We start from the raw sequence: 17,192 nt of genomic DNA on the forward strand, positions 1-17,192 counted from the left end.
GAGCGAACGGGCGGCGATCCGACTTGCTCGCGAAGGCCGCGACGCGGGGTATCTGATACACCGCGTTATCGTTCATCGCGAGCAAGCTGCGCTCCTACAGAAGAAGATCGCGCACGTTCCGTAGGGTCTAACCGCGCTTGAGGATCAGGTCCATGACCCGGTCGGTTTTCACCGCCTCGGCGGCCAGGGCAGGATGCTGCACTTGGCCACGGATATGGGCGTTCATGCCCAGCACGTGATGCCACTGGATGTGCTCGGGGTTGTCGATGAACAGGCTCAGCTGTTCATCGGCGTCCAAGTGCAGCGGATGCTCGTCGAACACCGAGAAAGCGATACGCCCCTGGCTGCCGATGATCTCCACCCGGTCCAGCCGACGGTCCGCGACGAAGTTCCAGGCCCCCGTGCCCAGGGCGCCGCAGGCGAAGCGCCAGCTGGCGCTCACCGCGTCCTCGGCGCTGTACAGCCCGGCCTGCCGCGCGGTGAAACCGGCAACCTCGGTGATGTCCCCCAGCAGATACTGGAACAGGTCCAGGCCGTGGCTCGCCAGGTCGGCGAAGTAGCCGCCGCCGGCGATCCGGGGGTCGGTACGCCAATTGCGGCCGCCATTGCGATCGGCCTCGGACGGCGCCTTGGTCAGGGTCCAGCTCAGGTGGCGCACTTCACCGATGCGCCCGTCCCGCAGCCATTGCCGCACCTGCTGGAAGCGCGGCAGGGAACGGCGGTAATAGGACACGAACAGGTGCAAGCCGGCCCGCTGGAAAACCTGCTGCATCTCCAGGCTTTGCGCGGCGTTCAACGCCATCGGTTTTTCCACGCAGCAGTGCTTGCCGGCGGCGGCCACCCGCAAGCTGTAGGCGTGGTGACTGTCGGGCGGCGTGGCGATGTACACCGCGTCCACCTCGGGGTCGTCGATCAGCGCCTGGGCATCGGTGTAGAAACGCGCGATGCCGTGGCGCGCCGCATAGTCCCGCACCGCTTCCAGGCGCCGGCCCATCACCGCCACCAGGGCCGAGCCCGGTGCCTTGTAGAAGGCCGGGCCGCTCTTGCGCTCGGTGACGCTGCCACAACCGATCATGCCCCAGCGCACAGGCGGCATGCCTTCTCCTGCGGTGCCCATGGGCCGGTCAGACCGCTTGCAGGGCGCGCAGGTCGAGGCGGCCGTCCAGCAGCGGCGGGCACCAGTAGTAGCCGCCGGTGATCGGCCGGCTCATGCGATACAGGCCGTCGACGATGCCGTCTTCCAGGCCGCTCATGCGTCGCAGCTGGACTTCGAAGGCCTGGAGGCTGTGGCCGAAGGCGAGGAACATCAGGCCGCCCTTGTCGCCTTCGATCCACGGCATCGAACGGCGCACCATAAAGGCCTCGGGGGTGAAGCTCTCCTGGGCGGTGCGCTTGACGTGGGCCGAGGCCGGCGCGTCGTCCAGCTCTTCGTTGTCGCTCAGGCGGCGGCCGATGATGTTGTCGCGCTCCTCCTGATGCATCGCGGCAAAGCCCTTGAAGTCGTGCTGCCATTGCTGGATCGCGGCGAAGCTGCCACCGCGCAGGCCGTCGCTGCCGTCGGCCAGGGCCGCGGAAACTGCCTCTTCATCGTGGGGGTTTTCGGTGCCGTCCTCGTAACCGGTCAGGTCGTGGCCGGTCTTGTGGCGGAAGGCTTCGTTCATCTGCACCAGGCGCAGCGCCGGGGCCAGGGCGGCCGCCAGGGCGTTGCCGCGGTGCAGCAGCTCGCCGCGGTCTTCGCCATGCAGCCAGACCCACAGCGCATGCTGGGTCGAAGGGTTGTCGACGCCGACGCCGGTCAGCGCCGGGAAGGCCTTGAGCCCCTGTACGCGGGCGCCCAGCGCCTTGACCAGCGACGCGCCAAACCCTGCCACCGCCGTTTTCCCGTCCACCAGCGTCAGCAGACGATCGATCGCCGCCGGCAGCGCCTCGATGGATTCGAGGGCGAAAAACAGGTGACGAGCCTGGCTCGGAACGGGGGTGGCAAGAATGCCCGGCTGGTAGTAACTCATAGCGACTCCTTGAAGAAAGCCCGGAGTTTACCCGGAGCACCACAATTTGTGGGGGTTTAGACACCCATGAAGTGATGCGGTGAATGGCCACGCCCCTGCCCTACGCCTGACCGCCCTCCTCCCGATAGGCACTGGGGCTGAGGCCGGTCCAGCGCTTGAACGCCCGGCGAAAACTGCGCACGTCGCTGTAGCCCACCGCCTCGGTGATGCGCTCGATGGACAGCTGCGGGTTGGCCAGCAGGCTCAGGGTGCGCGCCCGGCGCACCTGCTCCAGCAATGCGTCGAAGGTCAGGTCGTGCTCGCTCAGGCGCCGGCGCAGGGTGCGCCCGCTCATGTTCAGGTCGCTGGCGACCTGGTCGATATGGCTGCCCTGGGTCAGGTCGCGGGAGATGGCCCGCTCCACCGCCTGGATCAGGTCCAGCTTGCGGTGCACCTGGGCGCTTTCCAGTTCCAGCAGCTTGAGCGCCTGGCGCAGGGCCACGGCGTGGTGGTTGGGCAGGCGCGTATCAAGCCATTCGCCGGCGATGACCATGCGGTTGTGCAGGCAGCCGAAGTGCACGTCGGGCCCCAGCAGGCGCTGGTACTCGTCCTGGTAGGCCGGGGCGGCGTGCATGAACTCGACCCGCAGCGCCTTGAAATCGGCGCCGACCAGGGCGCGGCCATAGACCGGCAGGCTGGCGAAGAACTCTTCGACGGCAAAGATCTGCACCTCGCTGTAGGGCAGCCGGCATTCGGCCTCGACGAAAAACTCGTCGCCCTGCTGCCGTACCGTGCAGTTGACAATGCCGCCCGAGGTGTGCTGGTGGCGGATGCCGATGTCGAAGGCATCGCGCAGGGTCTTGCACAGCGACAGCACATGCCCCAGCAGGCCCAGGGTGCCGAGCACGTTCTGATGCCCGACCCACAGGCCCAGGCCCTGTCGGGGCAAGGCCTTGAGCGCGCGCTGGATCATCGCCACGGCCTGGCGGTAGGAGATGCGTTGCGCAGGGTCCTGCAGGTCGTCGAGGGTAAAGCCCAGGCCGCGGCACAGGGCGTGCGGGTCGACGCCGTGGCTGCCGGCGACTTCGGCCAGGGTCTGCAACAAAAAGGGCGACACCAGGGCCAGTTGGTACTGTGGATCGACGGCTTTCGTCTGCATGGGCATCGGGTCCCGAGCCGGTTCGGCTGCAATGCTTATTCTGGTTATGCGCCCCGCTCCCATCACCGCCAGGGCGAGGCGAGCGCCCGCTCAGCATAGCGTTTTCCGCTCGCGTTCACGCAAGGATGTAACAAGTCATTGCAGGCTGGCCGCGAAAGTCCCCCTCAGTGGCCGCCAATACCCTGCCTCCCCGGGCGTCGAAGGCTTATTCCTATGGGGCGGCCGGAAACCGGCCCACTGCGCGCCCACTGACAATAATAAGAGCCCGAACATGAATTCGACCCGCACCCCTCTCCCCCGGCGCCTCGCCGCCAGCCTGGCCTGCCTCGCCGCCCTGCCCACCCTGGCCCCGGCCAGCGAATCCGGGGTCGACAATATCGGCCCCGGCACCGACGGTTTTTTCATCCTGCCGCTGGACGTCAACGGCCTGCCGGACCACATGTTCGCCTTCAACCTGTATTACAACCACTACGAAGCGCGGAAGCTGAATATCAGCTCCCTGGGCGGCAAGGTACCGGACGTGCGGATCGTCTCCGACGCGATCATTCCCCGCCTCGACTACCTGAGCCCGCTGCGGGTATTCGGCGGGCGCCTCGGCGGCTACGTGGCGCAGCCCTATCTGCGCCAGCAGGTGGGGGTCTTCGGCCTCAAGGACCAGCGCGAAAGCATGGGCGACACCACCATCGCGCCGATCATCCTGTGGGACCTGGGCAAGAACCTGACCCTGGGCGCCGCCGTGGAAATCACCATTCCCACCGGCAAGTACGACGCGACGCGCCTGGCCAACACCAGCAACAACTTCTACACCTACAAGCCGCTGGTTTCGGTGACCTGGCTGCCGACCCCGCGCACCGAGCTGTCGCTGAAGACCACCTACAGCTTCAACGAGGAAAACCACGCCACCGACTACAAGTCCGGGCAGATTTTCCATTTCGACTATTCCGCCAGCTATAAGGTGACCGACAACCTGAGCCTGGGGCTCAACGGCTACTACCTGAAGCAGACCAGCGACGACAAACAGTACGGGCGCACCGTGCAGTTTCTCGGCGAGGACGTGGACGACGGCGTGCGCGGCCAAGTGTTCGCCATCGGCCCGGCGCTGTACCTGACCTTCCTCAAGTACGCCAGCGCGGAGATCCGCTGGACCAAGGAGTTCGACGTGGAGAACCGCCCCGAGGGCGAGATGCTGTGGGCCAAGCTGACGATTCCGTTCTCTTTGTAATGGAGGAGCGCAGCTTGCGCGCGATGAACGATAACGCGGTGGTTCAGACATTCCGCGTCACGGTCATCGCGGGCAAGTCGGATCGCCGCCCGCTCGCTCCTACAGAAGAAGGACGCGCCTGCTCGATTGCCCGCGATGAGGCCCTCGGCAGCAGCGCAAAAACCTAGCTGTAGACCGGCCAGCGCTCGACGATCCGCCCAGCGCGCACCGCCAGCAGGTCGCCGAATTGCAGCAGCAGCGCTTCGCTCTGCATCGGCCGCAGGAACACCTGGTCGTCCGGTCCCAGGCCCACGGCGGGCGAGCCGTTGACCATCTCCTGGTTGGAACTGCGACCGAACAGACCGTTGCTTTGCAGCCCCGCCGGCGACTCGAACTCGGCCTGCCAGTTGCCGCCGTAGATGAAGAATGTCTCGCGCTGGTTCGGGTCCCACCAGGCCAACAGCTTCGACTTGTCGTCCAGCGCCGGGATGCGCACCGGGCCAGTGTTTTTCAGCACCGGGGTAGCGATGTAGGCTGCGGGCCGATGTTCGCTGAGGGATGGCAGGTCGTAATGGGTCGGCTTGAGCATCGCCGTGCCCACCGACACCTCGCTGCTCAACTGTTCCCGCTCATGCATGCGGTAGCTGGGGCTGCCGGCGGTATTGAGAGTCAGCCCCGGCTGCCAGAGCGCCGGATGGCGTTGCCGAGTGAAGTCCACGGCGCTCTGGTAGCGCTGCATGACCTTGGCGAACAGCGCTTCGGGCGAGCCGAGAATGCCCGGCACGCCCATGCCGACAAAGGGGTCGTAGCCCATGAAACCGGCGAACTCCAGGTGCTGGGGGTTGGCCGCGATCAGGGTCAGCAGCGGCCCCAGGCCGCTGCTGTCCTTCACCCCACCGCGGTGCAGGCCGACGTCCAGCTCGAGATTGATCCGCAGCCGGGTGCCCAGGCCGCGGGCCAGGGCCAGGTATTGCTGCAAACGTTCCGGGGTATCGATCAGCCATTGCAACTGCCGGGCCGGGTCGAACCGGCCTTTGTGGCCCTGGTAGAACAGCTCGGCCGAGCGCACCGGCAGCGGCTTGCCCAGCAGGATATCGGCCTCGGGAAAACGCAGGGCATCGTGATTGAGGAACGGCTGGTGGAACGACATCAGGCGCTGGGTGCCGGCACGCTGGCCGATGTACGCCAGCAGCCCCGGCGACGGCAGGGATTTCTCCACCAGCCGCAGCTGCTTGCCGCCGCGCTTGACCGACTGCAGCACCACATCGATGTTGTGGTCCAGGCGATCGAGGTCGATCAGCAGCACCGGGCGCATCGGGCCGTGGGCCTTGAGTTCCTGGTTCAGCGCGCGGAAATAGTCGCTGTAGGGCCCGCCCCGGTCGGCGGGCCGCAGCCAGGTACCCACCCCCGCCAACAAGGCGCCGACACCCGCAGTACCGAGCAGGAAGTTGCGTCGATTCATGCTTTTTATCTCCCTTCAGACCACGCCCAGGATGGACGACAGGTGTGCATTGAGGAACTTGCCGCCGGGGTCCAGCGCTTCGCGCACCCGAGTGAATTCCCGCCAGCGCGGGTACAACGCCTGCAACTGCCGGGCGTTGAGGCTGTGCAACTTGCCCCAGTGCGGGCGGCCGGCGTACTTCCAGAAGATCGGTTCGATGGCGGCGAAGAAGTTGTGGTGGTCCATGGCGTAGTGCTGGTGCACCGAGATCGAACAGCTGTCGCGGCCCTCGAACATGCTCAGGGCAATGTCGTCGGCCTGGACATAGCGGTACTCGATGGGAAACCAGGTGCGCAGGTCCTTGTCGCGGATCAGCTTGAGGATTTCCCGCAGGCACGCCGGGCCGTGCTCGGCCGGCACCGAGTACTCCATTTCGTTGAAGCGCACGTTGCGCACGTTGGCGTAGACCTCGTAGGAGTCGCCGACCCGGTCGTCGAAGCGGGCGAAATGCCGCAGGCTGTTGAGCAGGGTGCGGCGGGTTTCGGGAAAGTCGCTGAGGTATTTATCGAGGTTCTCGATCAGACTGACGAACTCGTTGCCGCCCTCTTCGGCCGGGTCCACGGGCGGGGTCGCCGGGTCTTCGGTTTCATTCAGGGCAATCGACAGCGCGTAGTCGGAATGGGTGACCACCAGCATTTCCCAGTGCTGGTTCTCGCGGGTGTTTTTCGCCAGGTCTTCGAGCAGTTCCTCGGTCTTGGCGATCCACTGTTTTTCCCGCAGGCGATAGGCCGGGCGATTCTGCAGACGCACCCGGGTGGTCACGCCCAACGCACCGAGGGAGACCCGCGCGGTGCTGAAGATTTCGGCGTTACGGCGGCTGTCGCAGTCCAGCACCTCGCCGCTGGCGGTCACCAGTTGCAGGCCGCACACCTGGGCCGAATAGGACTTGAAGCCGACGCCGGTGCCGTGGGTCGAGGTGGCGATGGCCCCGGCCAGGGTCTGGTAGTCGATATCGGCCATGTTCGGCAGGGCCTGGCCGATCGCCTTGAGCGGCGCGCCCATGCGCGACATCGGCGTACCGGCGGCGAACTCGGCCTGCAAGGTGGTGGCATCGTGGCTGAGCAGGCCGCTGAAAAAGCTCAGCGACAGCAGCGTGCCGTCGGTGGGCACCAGGGCGCTGAAGGAATGCCCCGAACCCACCGGGCGGATCTTGCCCGGGGTCTGGCGAATCACCTGCACCAGCTCGTCCAGGTCCTTGGGCGCCAGCCGCGCCAGGGGCAGGCAGCTTTGCGCGCCGGACCAGTTGCGCCAGGGAATCAGCCGTGGCGCCCGCGCCAGCTCGGCCAGCAGCGGGTTGCTGGCCAGCGCGCTGAAGGTCCCGGCCACTGCGGCGCGTTGCAACAGCTGACGTCGTGTGAGGGGCATGCTCATGCCAGTGTCCTTGTGCCGGATTATTGGAGGTCTTGTGCGGACATGAAGCGGATCAGGCCGAGGAACTGCTCCTCGGAACACTGCATGCACAGGCCCATCGGCGGCATGCCGTTGTAGCCGTTGATGCTGTGGTCCAGCAGGGTATCGGCGCCCTGGGCGATGCGCGGCCGCCAGGCCTGGATATCGCCGGTCAGCGGCGCGCCGGACGCCGGGTTGGCGTGGCAGAGCTTGCAGCTGCTGTCGTAGATCCGCTCCAGCGCCGGATCGTCGGGCAGCTGTTGCAGGGTGGCCGCCGATGGCGGCGCGGGCTTGTCGCCGCAGGCCACCAGCAGCCCGCCCAGCGCCAGCCACAGGGCAACGCGCCCCAGGCGATACGGCGTGACGACGGATGAAAGCCGCAGCGAGGCAGTCGGTGCCGGCATGGTGTTCCTCTCGGGTGACGGTCGGGATCGACCCAGAGCCAACACTAAGCCAGGCGCGGCCACGGCCTGAGGGCATTGCGGGCCAGCGAGGGGGGCATCTGCGGCCAGGGGCAGACGCTTGCCCACGATGGGGGCGCCGCGGTTTACCGGTGGACCGCGTTATCGTTAACGGTTTTTCGCGGGCAAGCCTCGCTCCTACAGAAGCCCCCGCAATTCTGTAGGAGCGAGCGGGCGGCGATCCGACTTGCCCGCGATGAACGATAACGCGGGGGCCTGGGGACCGCCGCTACGCGGGCAATCGAGCAACAGCCGGCCGCTGCTGCTGGAGAACAACAGCCGGGGCTATTTGATGCGGTAATGGAAGGTGTTGCGCACCGCGGGCACCGACACCGCCTGGCCGTCGACGATGCGCGGCTGGTAGCGGAAGGTGTTGGCCGCCGCCAGCGAGGGGCGGATAAACAGCGGGTGGCAGCCATCGAGCACCTTGGGGTGCTCCACCTTGCCTTGCGGGTTGACGCTGTATTCCACGGTGCAGTCGCCCTCGATGTGCTTGTCCAGGGCGCGTTGCGGGTAGTCCGGGGCCTCCTTGCTCAGGGGCAGGTATTGGCGGCTGTCGGCCGCGGCCTGGGCGGCAGCTTGTTGCCGGGCGCGCTCGGCGGCCAAGCGCGCCTGTTCGGCACGCTGCTGCTGTTGCGCTTGCTCCTGGGCCAGGCGCTGCTGCTCGGCTTCGCGGCTGCGCTGTTGGTTTTCCTGGCGCTCGCGCTGCTGCTCGGCCAGTTGCTCGCGCTTCTTGTCTTCGACCCGTTTGCGCGCCAGGGCCGCCTGTTCGAGCTTGCGCGCCTGGAGCTGTGGATCGACAGCAGGCTTGACCGGCTCGACCGGAGCCGCGACCACCGGTTCTGGCGGTGCGGGTGTGGGTTCGACCACGGCCGGTGCAGGCTCGGGCGCTGGCGGCGGCAGCATCACCAGTTGAGTACGCAACACCGTCGGCTGTTCGGCGGCCGGCGGCTCTACCGACCAGCCCGCCACCAGCAGCGCCAGCACCCCGGCGTGCAGCGCCACCGCCACCGCCGCGGCCAGCGCATGGGACCGCCAGTGCCTGGGCGAGGGTCGCAGGGAGAATTCGTCGAAAGCCTGCCGTGGACTGTGCATGATCATCGCCGTCATTGCGGGGCCTCGGTCACCAGCCCCAGGTTGCTCACCCCGCCCTGCTGCAACGCCGCCATGGCCGCCACCACCAGGCCGTAACCGGCGTCCTGGTCGGCGCGGATGTAGACCTGGGTATCGCTGCGCGCGGCGACGATTTGCGCGACCTTGGTGCGCATCTCGTCGAGGTCCACCGCGCTGTCGGTCTGCTGCCGGGTATCCAGTTCGCCGCCGAGGTTCCAGTAGTAGCCGCCCTCGGCCTTCACCGACAGGGTCAGGATCTGCTGCCGGGTATCGGTGGCCAGGGCCTCGCTGGCGACCTTGGGCAGCTCGATCTTCACCCCCTGGGTGAGCATCGGCGCGGTGACCATGAAGATCACCAGCAGCACCAGCATCACGTCGATATAGGGCACCACGTTCATTTCGGCCTTGGGCCCATGCTTGCGTTGCGGCCTGACTAGCATCTGCACTCTCCTCTCAGGCCGCGACGGCCAGGTTCGACGACGCGCCGTGCAGCTGGCGATGCAGGCGCGCCTGCAGTTCGTTGCCGAAGGCGTAGTAGCGGGTCAGCAAGGTCTGGCCACGGGCGGCGAAGCGGTTGTAGGCGATCACCGCGGGGATCGCCGCGAACAAGCCGATGGCGGTGGCGATCAGCGCTTCGGCGATGCCCGGGGCCACGGTGGACAGGGTCGCCTGCTGCACCTGGGACAGGCCGAGGAAGGAATTCATGATCCCCCACACGGTGCCGAACAGGCCGATATAGGGGCTGACCGAGCCGACCGTGGCGAGGAACTGCAGGCCTTTTTCCAGGCGGATTTCCTGCTCGCTGATGGCCACGTACAGCGAACGCTCCACCCCTTCGAGTACCACCTCGGCCGGGTTGCCGCCCTGCTGGCGCAGTTGGCTGTAGGCCTGGAAACCGGCCTGGAAGATCGGCTCGACCCCGCCCTCGCCGTCCGCCTGTTGCTGGCTTTCGCGGTACAGCGGGGTCAGTTCGGCGCTGCCGCGAAAGCGCTGGATGAAGGCGTCGAGCTGGCGTTCGCTGCGCTTGAGCACGCTGCTGCGCTGGATGATCAGGTACCAGCTGAGCAACGACGCCAGCAACAGGGTGAGCATGACCGCCTTGACCAACAGGCTGGCATCGCTGATCAGCCCCCAGATGGTCATGTGTTCCAGTGTCGCCTGCATGATGAAACTCCTTTGCCTGTGCGCCCGGGCCGTCAATGCGCGACGGCGCCGGGGCTATTCGATGACATGTTGATGAACGGTTAATGACAGCTCAGGGCAGTTGCAGCGCCCTGGCCACCTCGGCCCAGGGCACGAACTTGAAGTTCTGGGTCTGCTCGGGCATGCGCTTGCGGCCGTCCTGGACCACCAGCAAGCCCTGGCTCCAGGGCCCGCCGAGGTTGGCCGAGGTGACCTCCAGGCCATCGGTTTCCGACGCCCCGTCGATGCCCGCGGCGGCATTCAGGCCGACCCGGAAGGCCCCGCGGGAGGCGAACGGCGGCTCGGCGTCGAGCAGCACATAGCTGTCGTTGCCCTGGCTGGAAATCACCAGGTAGTCATGCGTCTCGCTCTGGTACAGCGCCAGGCCCTCGACATCGGCATGCAGCTGCGGGCCGACCTTGATCACGCTGGCGAGCTTGGCCGGCTGGTCGGCGCGGGCATCCACCGCCCACACGCCGACGTCTTCCTCGCCGAGGAACAGGCGCTGGCGCTGATCGTCGGCGACACAGCCTTCCGGCTGGCTGTCAACCTTGAACTGGCGCACCAGCTCGCCCTGGACCCGGCCATCGGGGGCGCTCAGGCGGTATTGCAGGAAGCGGCCGTCCTTGCCGTTGGCAAAGGCATACAGCTCGCCGCTGGCCGGCTGGAACAGGCAGATACCGTAGATTTCCTTGAGCGGCGTGGGGATCTCCCCGGCTTCGCGCAGCTCGCCGCTGGCGCGATCGATGCTGAACAGGCTGAGGCTGTTGTGATCGCGGTTGCTCGCCACCGCCAGATCGACCACCTGGGTGCCCAGCTTGAAATTCGCCCGCAGGTCGACGTTATTCAGCCGCCCCACCGGCAACTCCTGGAGCAACTTGCCTTGCAGGTCGTAGGCCAGCAGCCCCTGCTTCTTGTTGGTGCCCAGCACCCGGCTCAGCGCCGGCTGGCGCGGATGAATCCAGATCGCCGGGTCATCCGCCGCATCGCCCTGGCGCCCCACCGGCTCGCTCTGGCTCAGGGCCGGCACATTCGGCAGCACCGGCGCCAGCGGCACCGGGGTGGCCTGCCAGTCCAGCCGGCCCTGGTAGATCTGCCCGTCGTCATCGTCGCGCACCAGCACTTGCAGGCCCTTGGCGCTGGCCTGCACGGCGAGGTTTTCCGGCTCCTTCAGGCCGGGCAAGCTCAGGTTGGCCCTGGGCGACCAGCCTTCGCCCTGTTGTTGGTCGCCCTGCTGATAAAGGTGCAGCCGCGCCGCCTTGGGGTCGAGCGCCAGCACGCCGCCCGGCACCAGGGCCATGGCGCCGGCGGCCTTGGCGATGTCGCCGAAGGGCGCGCGCATGGCCACCGGCCGCCGCTCGACCTCGGCTTCGGGGTGCGCCGGGTAGGCCCACCAGCCGACGTTCTCTTCGTTGACCAGCAATTGATTGGCACCATCGTCCACCTGGCAGAACTGCGCCGCCGGCGGCAGCGGTACGCCGCGTACCCGTTGCGCCGTGGCGCTCAGCCGGGCGCCAGCGCCCACCAGCCATTGCTCGCCCTTGCCCTCCTCACCCACCAGGAACAGGAACAGGTTGCTGGCCTCGTCGCGGTACAGGCACAGGCCGTTGACCGGGAAGTCCCGCGCCGGCAGGTACAGCGGCTGGCCCCATTGGCGGCTCTGTGGATCGAGGCTGACCAGCAGCGCCTGCTGGCGATCGTTGTCCAGGCTCGCGACCAGCACCTGGCGGCCGGCGGCGCGGGTATCCAGGCTGCTGAAGTTGCCTTTGAAGCGAGCCAGCTCGATCCCCTCGGCATCCAGCAACAGCAGGCCGTCACGGTTGCTCGCGGCGAGGCGCTCGGAGCCGTTGGGCAGGAAGGTGATGGCATCTGCCTCAAGTGCCGGTGCCCAAGGGCGCAGAGCCAGATCGGCGGCCATCGTCTGGCCGCAGGTCAACGCAGCCATCAACAGGTACAGGTACAGGTAGGAACTTCTCATGAACAGGCAAAATCCTTGTCAGGCAAACCGCCCTCTGTAGGAGCGAGCTTGCTCGCGAAAAACCTCAAGACCCCGCGTGCTTACAAACAGCCCGCGTCATCGTTCAAGACCTTCGCGAGCAAGCTCGCTCCTACAGCGTGTGCGGTGTGGGTTAGAAGTGGGTGAAGGTCAGGCCGAGCTTGTAGGTCGGGCCGTACTCCTCGTACTGGCCGTTGTAGGAGCGGTGGCCGGTGTAGACGAAGTACGGCTCGTCGGTGAGGTTCTGCGCCTCGAAGCTGAGCTGCAGGCTCTTGGTCAGCGAGTAGCGGGCGCTGAAATCGACGAAGGTCTGGGCATCGACGTGCAGGTCGTGGGCCTTGTCGTCGATCGAGGCCAGCTCATAGAGGTAGTCCGACTTGTAGTTGGCCGACAGGCGCAGGCTGAGCTTTTCGTTTTCCCAGCCGAGCATCAGGTTGCCGACGGTGTCCGACTGGTTCGGCAGGTCGATGCTGCGCTTGCGGTTGACCCCGCTGGCGGCGTCGAAGCCCTTGATCTCGGCGTCGGAGCGGCTGAAGGTGGCGTTGGCCCCCAGCAGCAGGCCGTTCCACGGCCCCGGCAGCCAGTCGAATTTCTGCGAGTAGGCCAGTTCCAGGCCGTACAGCTTGGCGCTGTCGCCGTTGGCGAAGGTGTGCGCCTCGGCGAAGTCGGTCCAGGCGCCGGTACCGGCCAGGTCGGTGTTGTAGACGAAGTTCTTGATGTCCTTGTAGAACACGAAGGCCGAGACGGTGCCGGCGCGACCCATGAAGTGCTCGATGCCCAGGTCCAGGTTGCTCGACTCCAGCGGCTTGAGGTCCGGGTTGCCGAAGCTGGCCTCGTCATCGTCGATGACAAAACCCGGCGCCAGCTGGCCGAAGGTCGGGCGCACCACCGCCTTGGTCCAGGCCGCGCGCACCTGGGTGTTCTTGTCCAGCTGGTAACGCGCGTGCAGGCCCGGCAGCCAGTGGTGGTAACGACGCTTGGTTTCGGTGGACTGGAACTCGCCGTCGGTGGCGCCGGTGCCCTTGGCTTCGAACTCGGTGCCTTCGTAGCGCAGGCCGGCGATAAAGCGCCAGTCGTCGATATCGACGGTGTTCATCAGGTAGCCGGCGTTGATGTCTTCGCGGATCTTGAAGTCGTTGACCCGGGATTCGGTTTCGTCGAAGAACGCATCGCGGTCCAGGCCGCCGATCAACTGCTTGATCGAGCCGCCGCTGATGCCCGGGCCGAAGCGGCCGAGGCGATAGTCGACGCTGCCTTTGCGGAAGCGGTCGAGGTTGAGCTGCTCGTCGCTGAAGCCCAGGTCGTCGAAGTCTTCATAGACCCAGGCGTCGAGGTCGTTGTCCTTGTTGCGCCGGCTGACCTTGCCGCCGAACTTGACCTGGGACGCATAACCGCTGAGGTCGTAGTCGCGGGCCAGGTCCAGGCGCAGGTTTTTCTCGGTGTCGGTGGTGCGCTGCTTTTCCCACTCGACCTTGTCCAGGCTGAAATTCGACGGGTTGTAGAAACCCTGGCCGACGATCGGCCGCGGCTTGTCCTTGTCGTAGAAACCGCTGTCGGCGAAGTCGTCGTTGCCTTCGAACACCGCGTTGGCGATATGCCCCGGGCTGTCTTCGCTGGAGCGGCTGTAGCCGGCCTGGCCGCTGAGGGTCCAGAGGCCGAACATGCGCTCGCCGCCGAACACGTAGGACTGGATCTCCTGGGTTTCCTCGCGCTGCTTGAGCTTGCGTTTACCTTCGGCGTCGCCCAGCTCGCCGGCCGCCTGGGGCTCGGCGAACTCCAGGCTGGCGGCGTTGCGTGTCTCGCTGTCCTTGTAGCGGCTGTACAGGGTGCGCAGGTAGTAGCTGCTGAGGTCGTCCGGCTTGTAGTCGAAGTTCAGGCCGCCGCCGGCGCGCTCGCGGCTGATGTCGTAGTCGCGCTGTTCGAACTCCTGCAGTTTCGCGCCCTGTTCGAAGTCCCAGGTGCCGCCGGTCTCGACGTTGTCCGAACCGAAGTCGCGCTTCTGCCAGCTCAGGGCCGCGGCCACGCCGAAGTTGTCGATGCCGTCGCCGAGGCTGAAGCGGTCGCTGACCGCGCCGGAGAATTTCGGGCTGGTCTGGTGAGTGTTCCGGTCGTAGCTGGCTTCACTGCTGCCGGTGTAGAACAGGCCCTTGTGATCGAAGGCCGAAAGGCTCTGCACATCGACGGTGCCGCCCAGGGAGTTGGCGTCCATGTCCGGGGTCAGGGTCTTGATCACCGACAGCGACTGCACCAGCTCCGAGGGCAGCACGTCCAGGGCCACGGCGCGGCGTTCGCTTTCCGGGGCCGGCACCAGGGTGCCGTTGATAGTCACGCTGTTGAGGTCCGGGCCCAGGCCACGCACGCTGACGAAGCGCCCCTCGCCCTGGTCGCGCTCGACGCTGATGCCCGGCAGGCGCTGCGCCGCTTCGGCGACGTTCTCGTCCGGCAACTGGGCCACGCCGTCGGCGTGCACCACGCTCTTGATGCTGTCGGCGCTGCGCTGCTCCTTGAGCGCCTGGTCGATGCTCGCGGCCTGGCCGACCACTTCCAGGTGTTCGGTGGTTTTACTCGAGTCGGCGTCGGCGGCGCTCAGGCGTTCGCTGGCGATCGCCATGGCCAGGGCGGTGAGCGTGAAGCCGAGCAGGCCGGCGGTGCTGCTGCGCTTGTACATGATGGTCCTCCCCCAAGAGTCCAGTGACGCCAGGCAAGGGGCCCGGCAACTGGGAGGGCAAGCTAGGGTCGGCGAATGACGGTTCCGTGACAGGGGTTGGCAGGAAGGCCCTCGAACCGGGGTTTTGCCCGGATCCGAGGGGCAAAGTGAGCTGAAATGACCTTTGTCGCGGGACTGGCGATAGCGTCAGCGGCCACACCACCGTTCAATGGCCGAGCAGATCGCAAAAAAACCCACCACCACGGTGAGCTGATTCGACCTCCCCCACCCGCTTCGCCGCCGTCACCCGGCTGTCACACACATCTGCTGTGCTGGCGCGCATTGCTTCTTCGCCAAAGGATCGCGGCCATGTTCTCAGTGCTCAAACCCCACCGATGGAAACTCGCCAGCCTGCTGCTGGCGGCCAATCTCGGCCTGCTCCTGCACCTGGCCTGTGGCGAGTTGAAGGCGGTCAGCGAATGGGTCTGGCTGGACATAATCGGCGAAGGCGGCACCGCCCTGCTGGCCCTGATCTGGCTCGGCCTGGTGCTGAAAAGCCGCCCGGCGGGACGGGTCACCAACTACCTGGCCCTGGGCCTGAGCTGCATCTTTTTCTCCTGGTGGATCGACAGCCTCGACGAGTTCATCCGCCTGCCCGACAGCATCGCCTGGGACCACTGGCTGGAATCCGCGCCGATGCCGGTGGGCATGGTCCTGCTGACCATCGGCATCTACCACTGGCACCGCGAACAGCTGGCGATCAGCGCGCAGATGGAGAAACGCGAACGGCTGTTCCGCGAGCACCGGCTGTTCGACAAGCTCACCCCGCTGGGCGGCGCCGACTACCTCAAGCGCCAGCTGGCCGACAGCCTGCAGGACAGCCAGCGCCAGCAGCAGCCGCTGTCGCTGCTGGCCCTGGACCTGGACAACTTCGCCGCGATCAACCAGGACTTCGGCCACGCCGAGGGCGACGCGGTGCTACAGGCGCTGAGCCATTTGCTGCTGCTCAACCTGCGTCGCCAGGACCTGCTCTGCCGGCTGGCCGGCGACCGCTTCGTGGTGCTGCTGCCGAACACCGGCGAGAGCCAGGCGCGGCTGCTGGCCCAGGAGCTGCAACAGGCGGTACGGAGCCTGGCGCACAAGAGCCGCCAGCACGGCGAACGCTTGCAGCTGTGCGCCTGTACCGCGGTGGTGATGGCCCTCGACGAAACGCCGGAGGTGCTGCTCAAGCGCCTCAACCTGGCCCTGGCCCGAGCCAAGCAGCCGCTGGCAAAAAGCGCCTGAGGCCTGGCCATGACCCTGAAGACCCGTTGGTACGAAAACGACAGCCGGTTCATTCCCGGGCATTACCAGCCAGCGAGCCTGATCGACCTGGCGCTGTCGCGGGACATCGACAGCCATCGCCTGCTGCGCGGCACCGGGCTGTTCCACGAGGACATCCTGGCCGGCCAGACCCGCCTCAGCCCACAGCAGTTTCTCGGCCTGATTGGCAACAGCCGACGGCTGCTGGACGCCGACGACAGCAGTTTCCTGTTCGGCCAGCGCCTGCTGCCCGGCCACTACGGCGCCGCCAGCCACGCCCTGCGCCACGCGCAGAACCTGCACCAGGCTCTCGACACTCTGGTGCAGCAACAGGCGCTGCTCAGCCCGCTGGCCAGCCCGCGCTTGCTGCTGGACGACCAGCACGCCTATTTCTACTGGCTGGACAGCTGTGGCGCCGGCGAACAATGGCGTTTCCTGCTGGAGGCCAGCATGACCTCGCTGGTGGCCATGAGTCAGTGGCTGAGCGGCCAGCGCCTGCCCTGGGAGTGCAGCTTCAGCCATGCCGAGCCGCGTTATGTCGAGCAGTACTGGGTGCACCTGGGCGAGCACACCCAGTTCAAGCGGCCCATGGACCTGATGCGCATCCCCCGGGAATTCCTCACCCAGCCCTGGCCCAACGCCTCGGCCACCGCCGGCCAGGTGGCGCGCCAGGAAGCCCAGGGCCAGCTCGAGCAACTGGGGTTTGCCTCAAGCTTTCTCGACTGCGTCTACCGCTACCTGCAAGGCCAGGTGCGCCAGGCGCCGAGCCTGGAACAGACGGCCCAGGCCTTCGGCATGAGCCCGGCCACCCTCAAGCGCAAGCTGCACAAGCACGACAGCGGTTTCCAGCAGCAGGCGGACCTGGTGCGCAAGCACGTGGCGCTGTACCTGTACCGGATCAAGGGCCTGAGCAACGAGGCAGTCGCCGAGTACCTGAGCTTCAACGACGCGGCGAATTTCCGCCGCTCGTTCAAGCGCTGGACCGGCAGCACACCCAGGCTGATCCGCCAATTGTTCAGCGCCGGTTGAAACAAAGGCTGTTTTTCCATGGGAAAAAGCGGCTACTCTTGGCCCAAAGAACCACACCATCACACCTCTGCTGCACGACTTTCCGCCATTTTGGCCCAGCTTTTTGCTAAAGACCCGAGACATCAAGGCGTATACCCGTAGAAACAAACCTTGAAGACCCGTCTCGCCCGTCAGCGCCGGCGCACTCTCCAGCCCGCCGGTGCATTGCCCATTGCCATTACGGA

15 protein-coding genes are annotated in these 17,192 nt (G+C 66.5%); 4 read left to right on the forward strand and 11 right to left on the reverse strand.

Going from position 1 to position 17,192, the window contains the following annotated elements; all coding sequences use genetic code 11:
* Positions 1–127: 127 nt before the first annotated feature.
* The 3 genes from AC3RCP_RS20200 to AC3RCP_RS20210 form a co-directional block, all read right to left on the reverse strand.
* Positions 128–1,096, reverse strand: a complete 969-nt coding sequence (locus AC3RCP_RS20200; RefSeq protein ID WP_101338429.1) for a Gfo/Idh/MocA family protein — start codon at positions 1,094–1,096, stop codon at positions 128–130.
* A gap of 28 nt (positions 1,097–1,124) precedes the next feature.
* On the reverse strand, positions 1,125–2,009 hold the full coding sequence (locus AC3RCP_RS20205) for a Dyp-type peroxidase (RefSeq protein WP_101338430.1): 885 nt from the start codon (positions 2,007–2,009) through the stop codon (positions 1,125–1,127).
* Between the two features lie 100 nt (positions 2,010–2,109).
* A complete protein-coding gene (locus tag AC3RCP_RS20210) occupies positions 2,110–3,147 on the reverse strand; it encodes an AraC family transcriptional regulator (protein ID WP_492570990.1) in 1,038 nt (345 codons plus the stop codon).
* A gap of 271 nt (positions 3,148–3,418) precedes the next feature.
* Between AC3RCP_RS20210 and AC3RCP_RS20215 the strand changes: the two genes are divergently transcribed.
* Complete coding sequence (locus AC3RCP_RS20215) at positions 3,419–4,369, forward strand: SphA family protein (protein WP_101338432.1); 951 nt, start codon at positions 3,419–3,421, stop codon at positions 4,367–4,369.
* Positions 4,370–4,383: 14 nt separating this feature from the next.
* Positions 4,384–4,536: a hypothetical protein gene (locus AC3RCP_RS20220; RefSeq protein ID WP_157832263.1), complete on the forward strand. Its 153-nt coding sequence runs from the start codon at positions 4,384–4,386 to the stop codon at positions 4,534–4,536.
* On the opposite strand, the gene AC3RCP_RS20225 is transcribed toward AC3RCP_RS20220, so the two are convergent.
* From AC3RCP_RS20225 to AC3RCP_RS20260, 8 genes are all read right to left on the reverse strand, one after another.
* The gene (locus AC3RCP_RS20225; RefSeq protein WP_492571090.1) at positions 4,533–5,741 is read right to left on the reverse strand and encodes a DSD1 family PLP-dependent enzyme; all 1,209 of its coding nucleotides are present in this window, start codon (positions 5,739–5,741) and stop codon (positions 4,533–4,535) included. The two genes, AC3RCP_RS20220 and AC3RCP_RS20225, sit on opposite strands and share 4 nt — an antisense overlap.
* 84 nt (positions 5,742–5,825) lie before the next feature.
* Positions 5,826–7,154: a D-arabinono-1,4-lactone oxidase gene (locus AC3RCP_RS20230; RefSeq protein ID WP_492571089.1), complete on the reverse strand. Its 1,329-nt coding sequence runs from the start codon at positions 7,152–7,154 to the stop codon at positions 5,826–5,828.
* 86 nt (positions 7,155–7,240) lie between these two features.
* Positions 7,241–7,642, reverse strand: a complete 402-nt coding sequence (locus AC3RCP_RS20235) for a c-type cytochrome (protein ID WP_492570989.1) — start codon at positions 7,640–7,642, stop codon at positions 7,241–7,243.
* 342 nt (positions 7,643–7,984) lie between these two features.
* Entirely contained in the window at positions 7,985–8,809 is an 825-nt protein-coding gene (locus tag AC3RCP_RS20240) for an energy transducer TonB (protein WP_492570988.1), read from the reverse strand.
* The gene (gene tolR, locus AC3RCP_RS20245; RefSeq protein ID WP_101338437.1) at positions 8,806–9,252 is read right to left on the reverse strand and encodes a protein TolR; all 447 of its coding nucleotides are present in this window, start codon (positions 9,250–9,252) and stop codon (positions 8,806–8,808) included. Before tolR ends, AC3RCP_RS20240 begins: the two co-directional genes overlap by 4 nt.
* Positions 9,253–9,265: 13 nt before the next feature.
* Entirely contained in the window at positions 9,266–9,976 is a 711-nt protein-coding gene (tolQ, locus tag AC3RCP_RS20250) for a protein TolQ (RefSeq protein WP_492570987.1), read from the reverse strand.
* Between the two features lie 91 nt (positions 9,977–10,067).
* The gene (locus tag AC3RCP_RS20255) at positions 10,068–11,972 is read right to left on the reverse strand and encodes a phytase (protein WP_492570986.1); all 1,905 of its coding nucleotides are present in this window, start codon (positions 11,970–11,972) and stop codon (positions 10,068–10,070) included.
* A gap of 151 nt (positions 11,973–12,123) precedes the next feature.
* Positions 12,124–14,658, reverse strand: coding sequence for a TonB-dependent receptor (locus tag AC3RCP_RS20260; protein WP_492570985.1), 2,535 nt, complete (start codon positions 14,656–14,658; stop codon positions 12,124–12,126).
* Between the two features lie 348 nt (positions 14,659–15,006).
* On the opposite strand from AC3RCP_RS20260, the gene AC3RCP_RS20265 reads away from it, so the two are divergent.
* On the forward strand, positions 15,007–15,921 hold the full coding sequence (locus AC3RCP_RS20265) for a GGDEF domain-containing protein (RefSeq protein ID WP_101338441.1): 915 nt from the start codon (positions 15,007–15,009) through the stop codon (positions 15,919–15,921).
* A gap of 9 nt (positions 15,922–15,930) precedes the next feature.
* Positions 15,931–16,968, forward strand: a complete 1,038-nt coding sequence (locus AC3RCP_RS20270) for an AraC family transcriptional regulator (RefSeq protein ID WP_009044511.1) — start codon at positions 15,931–15,933, stop codon at positions 16,966–16,968.
* Positions 16,969–17,192 lie beyond the last annotated feature (224 nt).

Source organism: Pseudomonas sp. GW822-FHT05A08, from assembly GCF_058800485.1.

Coding starts and splice junctions, on each gene's coding strand:
- AC3RCP_RS20210 (WP_492570990.1), bottom strand. CDS start 3,147: ATGCAGACGAAAGCCGTCGATCCACAGTACCAACTGGCCCTGGTGTCG.
- AC3RCP_RS20205 (WP_101338430.1), bottom strand. CDS start 2,009: ATGAGTTACTACCAGCCGGGCATTCTTGCCACCCCCGTTCCGAGCCAG.
- tolQ (WP_492570987.1), bottom strand. CDS start 9,976: ATGCAGGCGACACTGGAACACATGACCATCTGGGGGCTGATCAGCGAT.
- AC3RCP_RS20235 (WP_492570989.1), bottom strand. CDS start 7,642: ATGCCGGCACCGACTGCCTCGCTGCGGCTTTCATCCGTCGTCACGCCG.
- AC3RCP_RS20200 (WP_101338429.1), bottom strand. CDS start 1,096: ATGCCGCCTGTGCGCTGGGGCATGATCGGTTGTGGCAGCGTCACCGAG.
- tolR (WP_101338437.1), bottom strand. CDS start 9,252: ATGCTAGTCAGGCCGCAACGCAAGCATGGGCCCAAGGCCGAAATGAAC.
- AC3RCP_RS20260 (WP_492570985.1), bottom strand. CDS start 14,658: ATGTACAAGCGCAGCAGCACCGCCGGCCTGCTCGGCTTCACGCTCACC.
- AC3RCP_RS20240 (WP_492570988.1), bottom strand. CDS start 8,809: ATGACGGCGATGATCATGCACAGTCCACGGCAGGCTTTCGACGAATTC.
- AC3RCP_RS20255 (WP_492570986.1), bottom strand. CDS start 11,972: ATGAGAAGTTCCTACCTGTACCTGTACCTGTTGATGGCTGCGTTGACC.
- AC3RCP_RS20215 (WP_101338432.1), top strand. CDS start 3,419: ATGAATTCGACCCGCACCCCTCTCCCCCGGCGCCTCGCCGCCAGCCTG.
- AC3RCP_RS20270 (WP_009044511.1), top strand. CDS start 15,931: ATGACCCTGAAGACCCGTTGGTACGAAAACGACAGCCGGTTCATTCCC.
- AC3RCP_RS20265 (WP_101338441.1), top strand. CDS start 15,007: ATGTTCTCAGTGCTCAAACCCCACCGATGGAAACTCGCCAGCCTGCTG.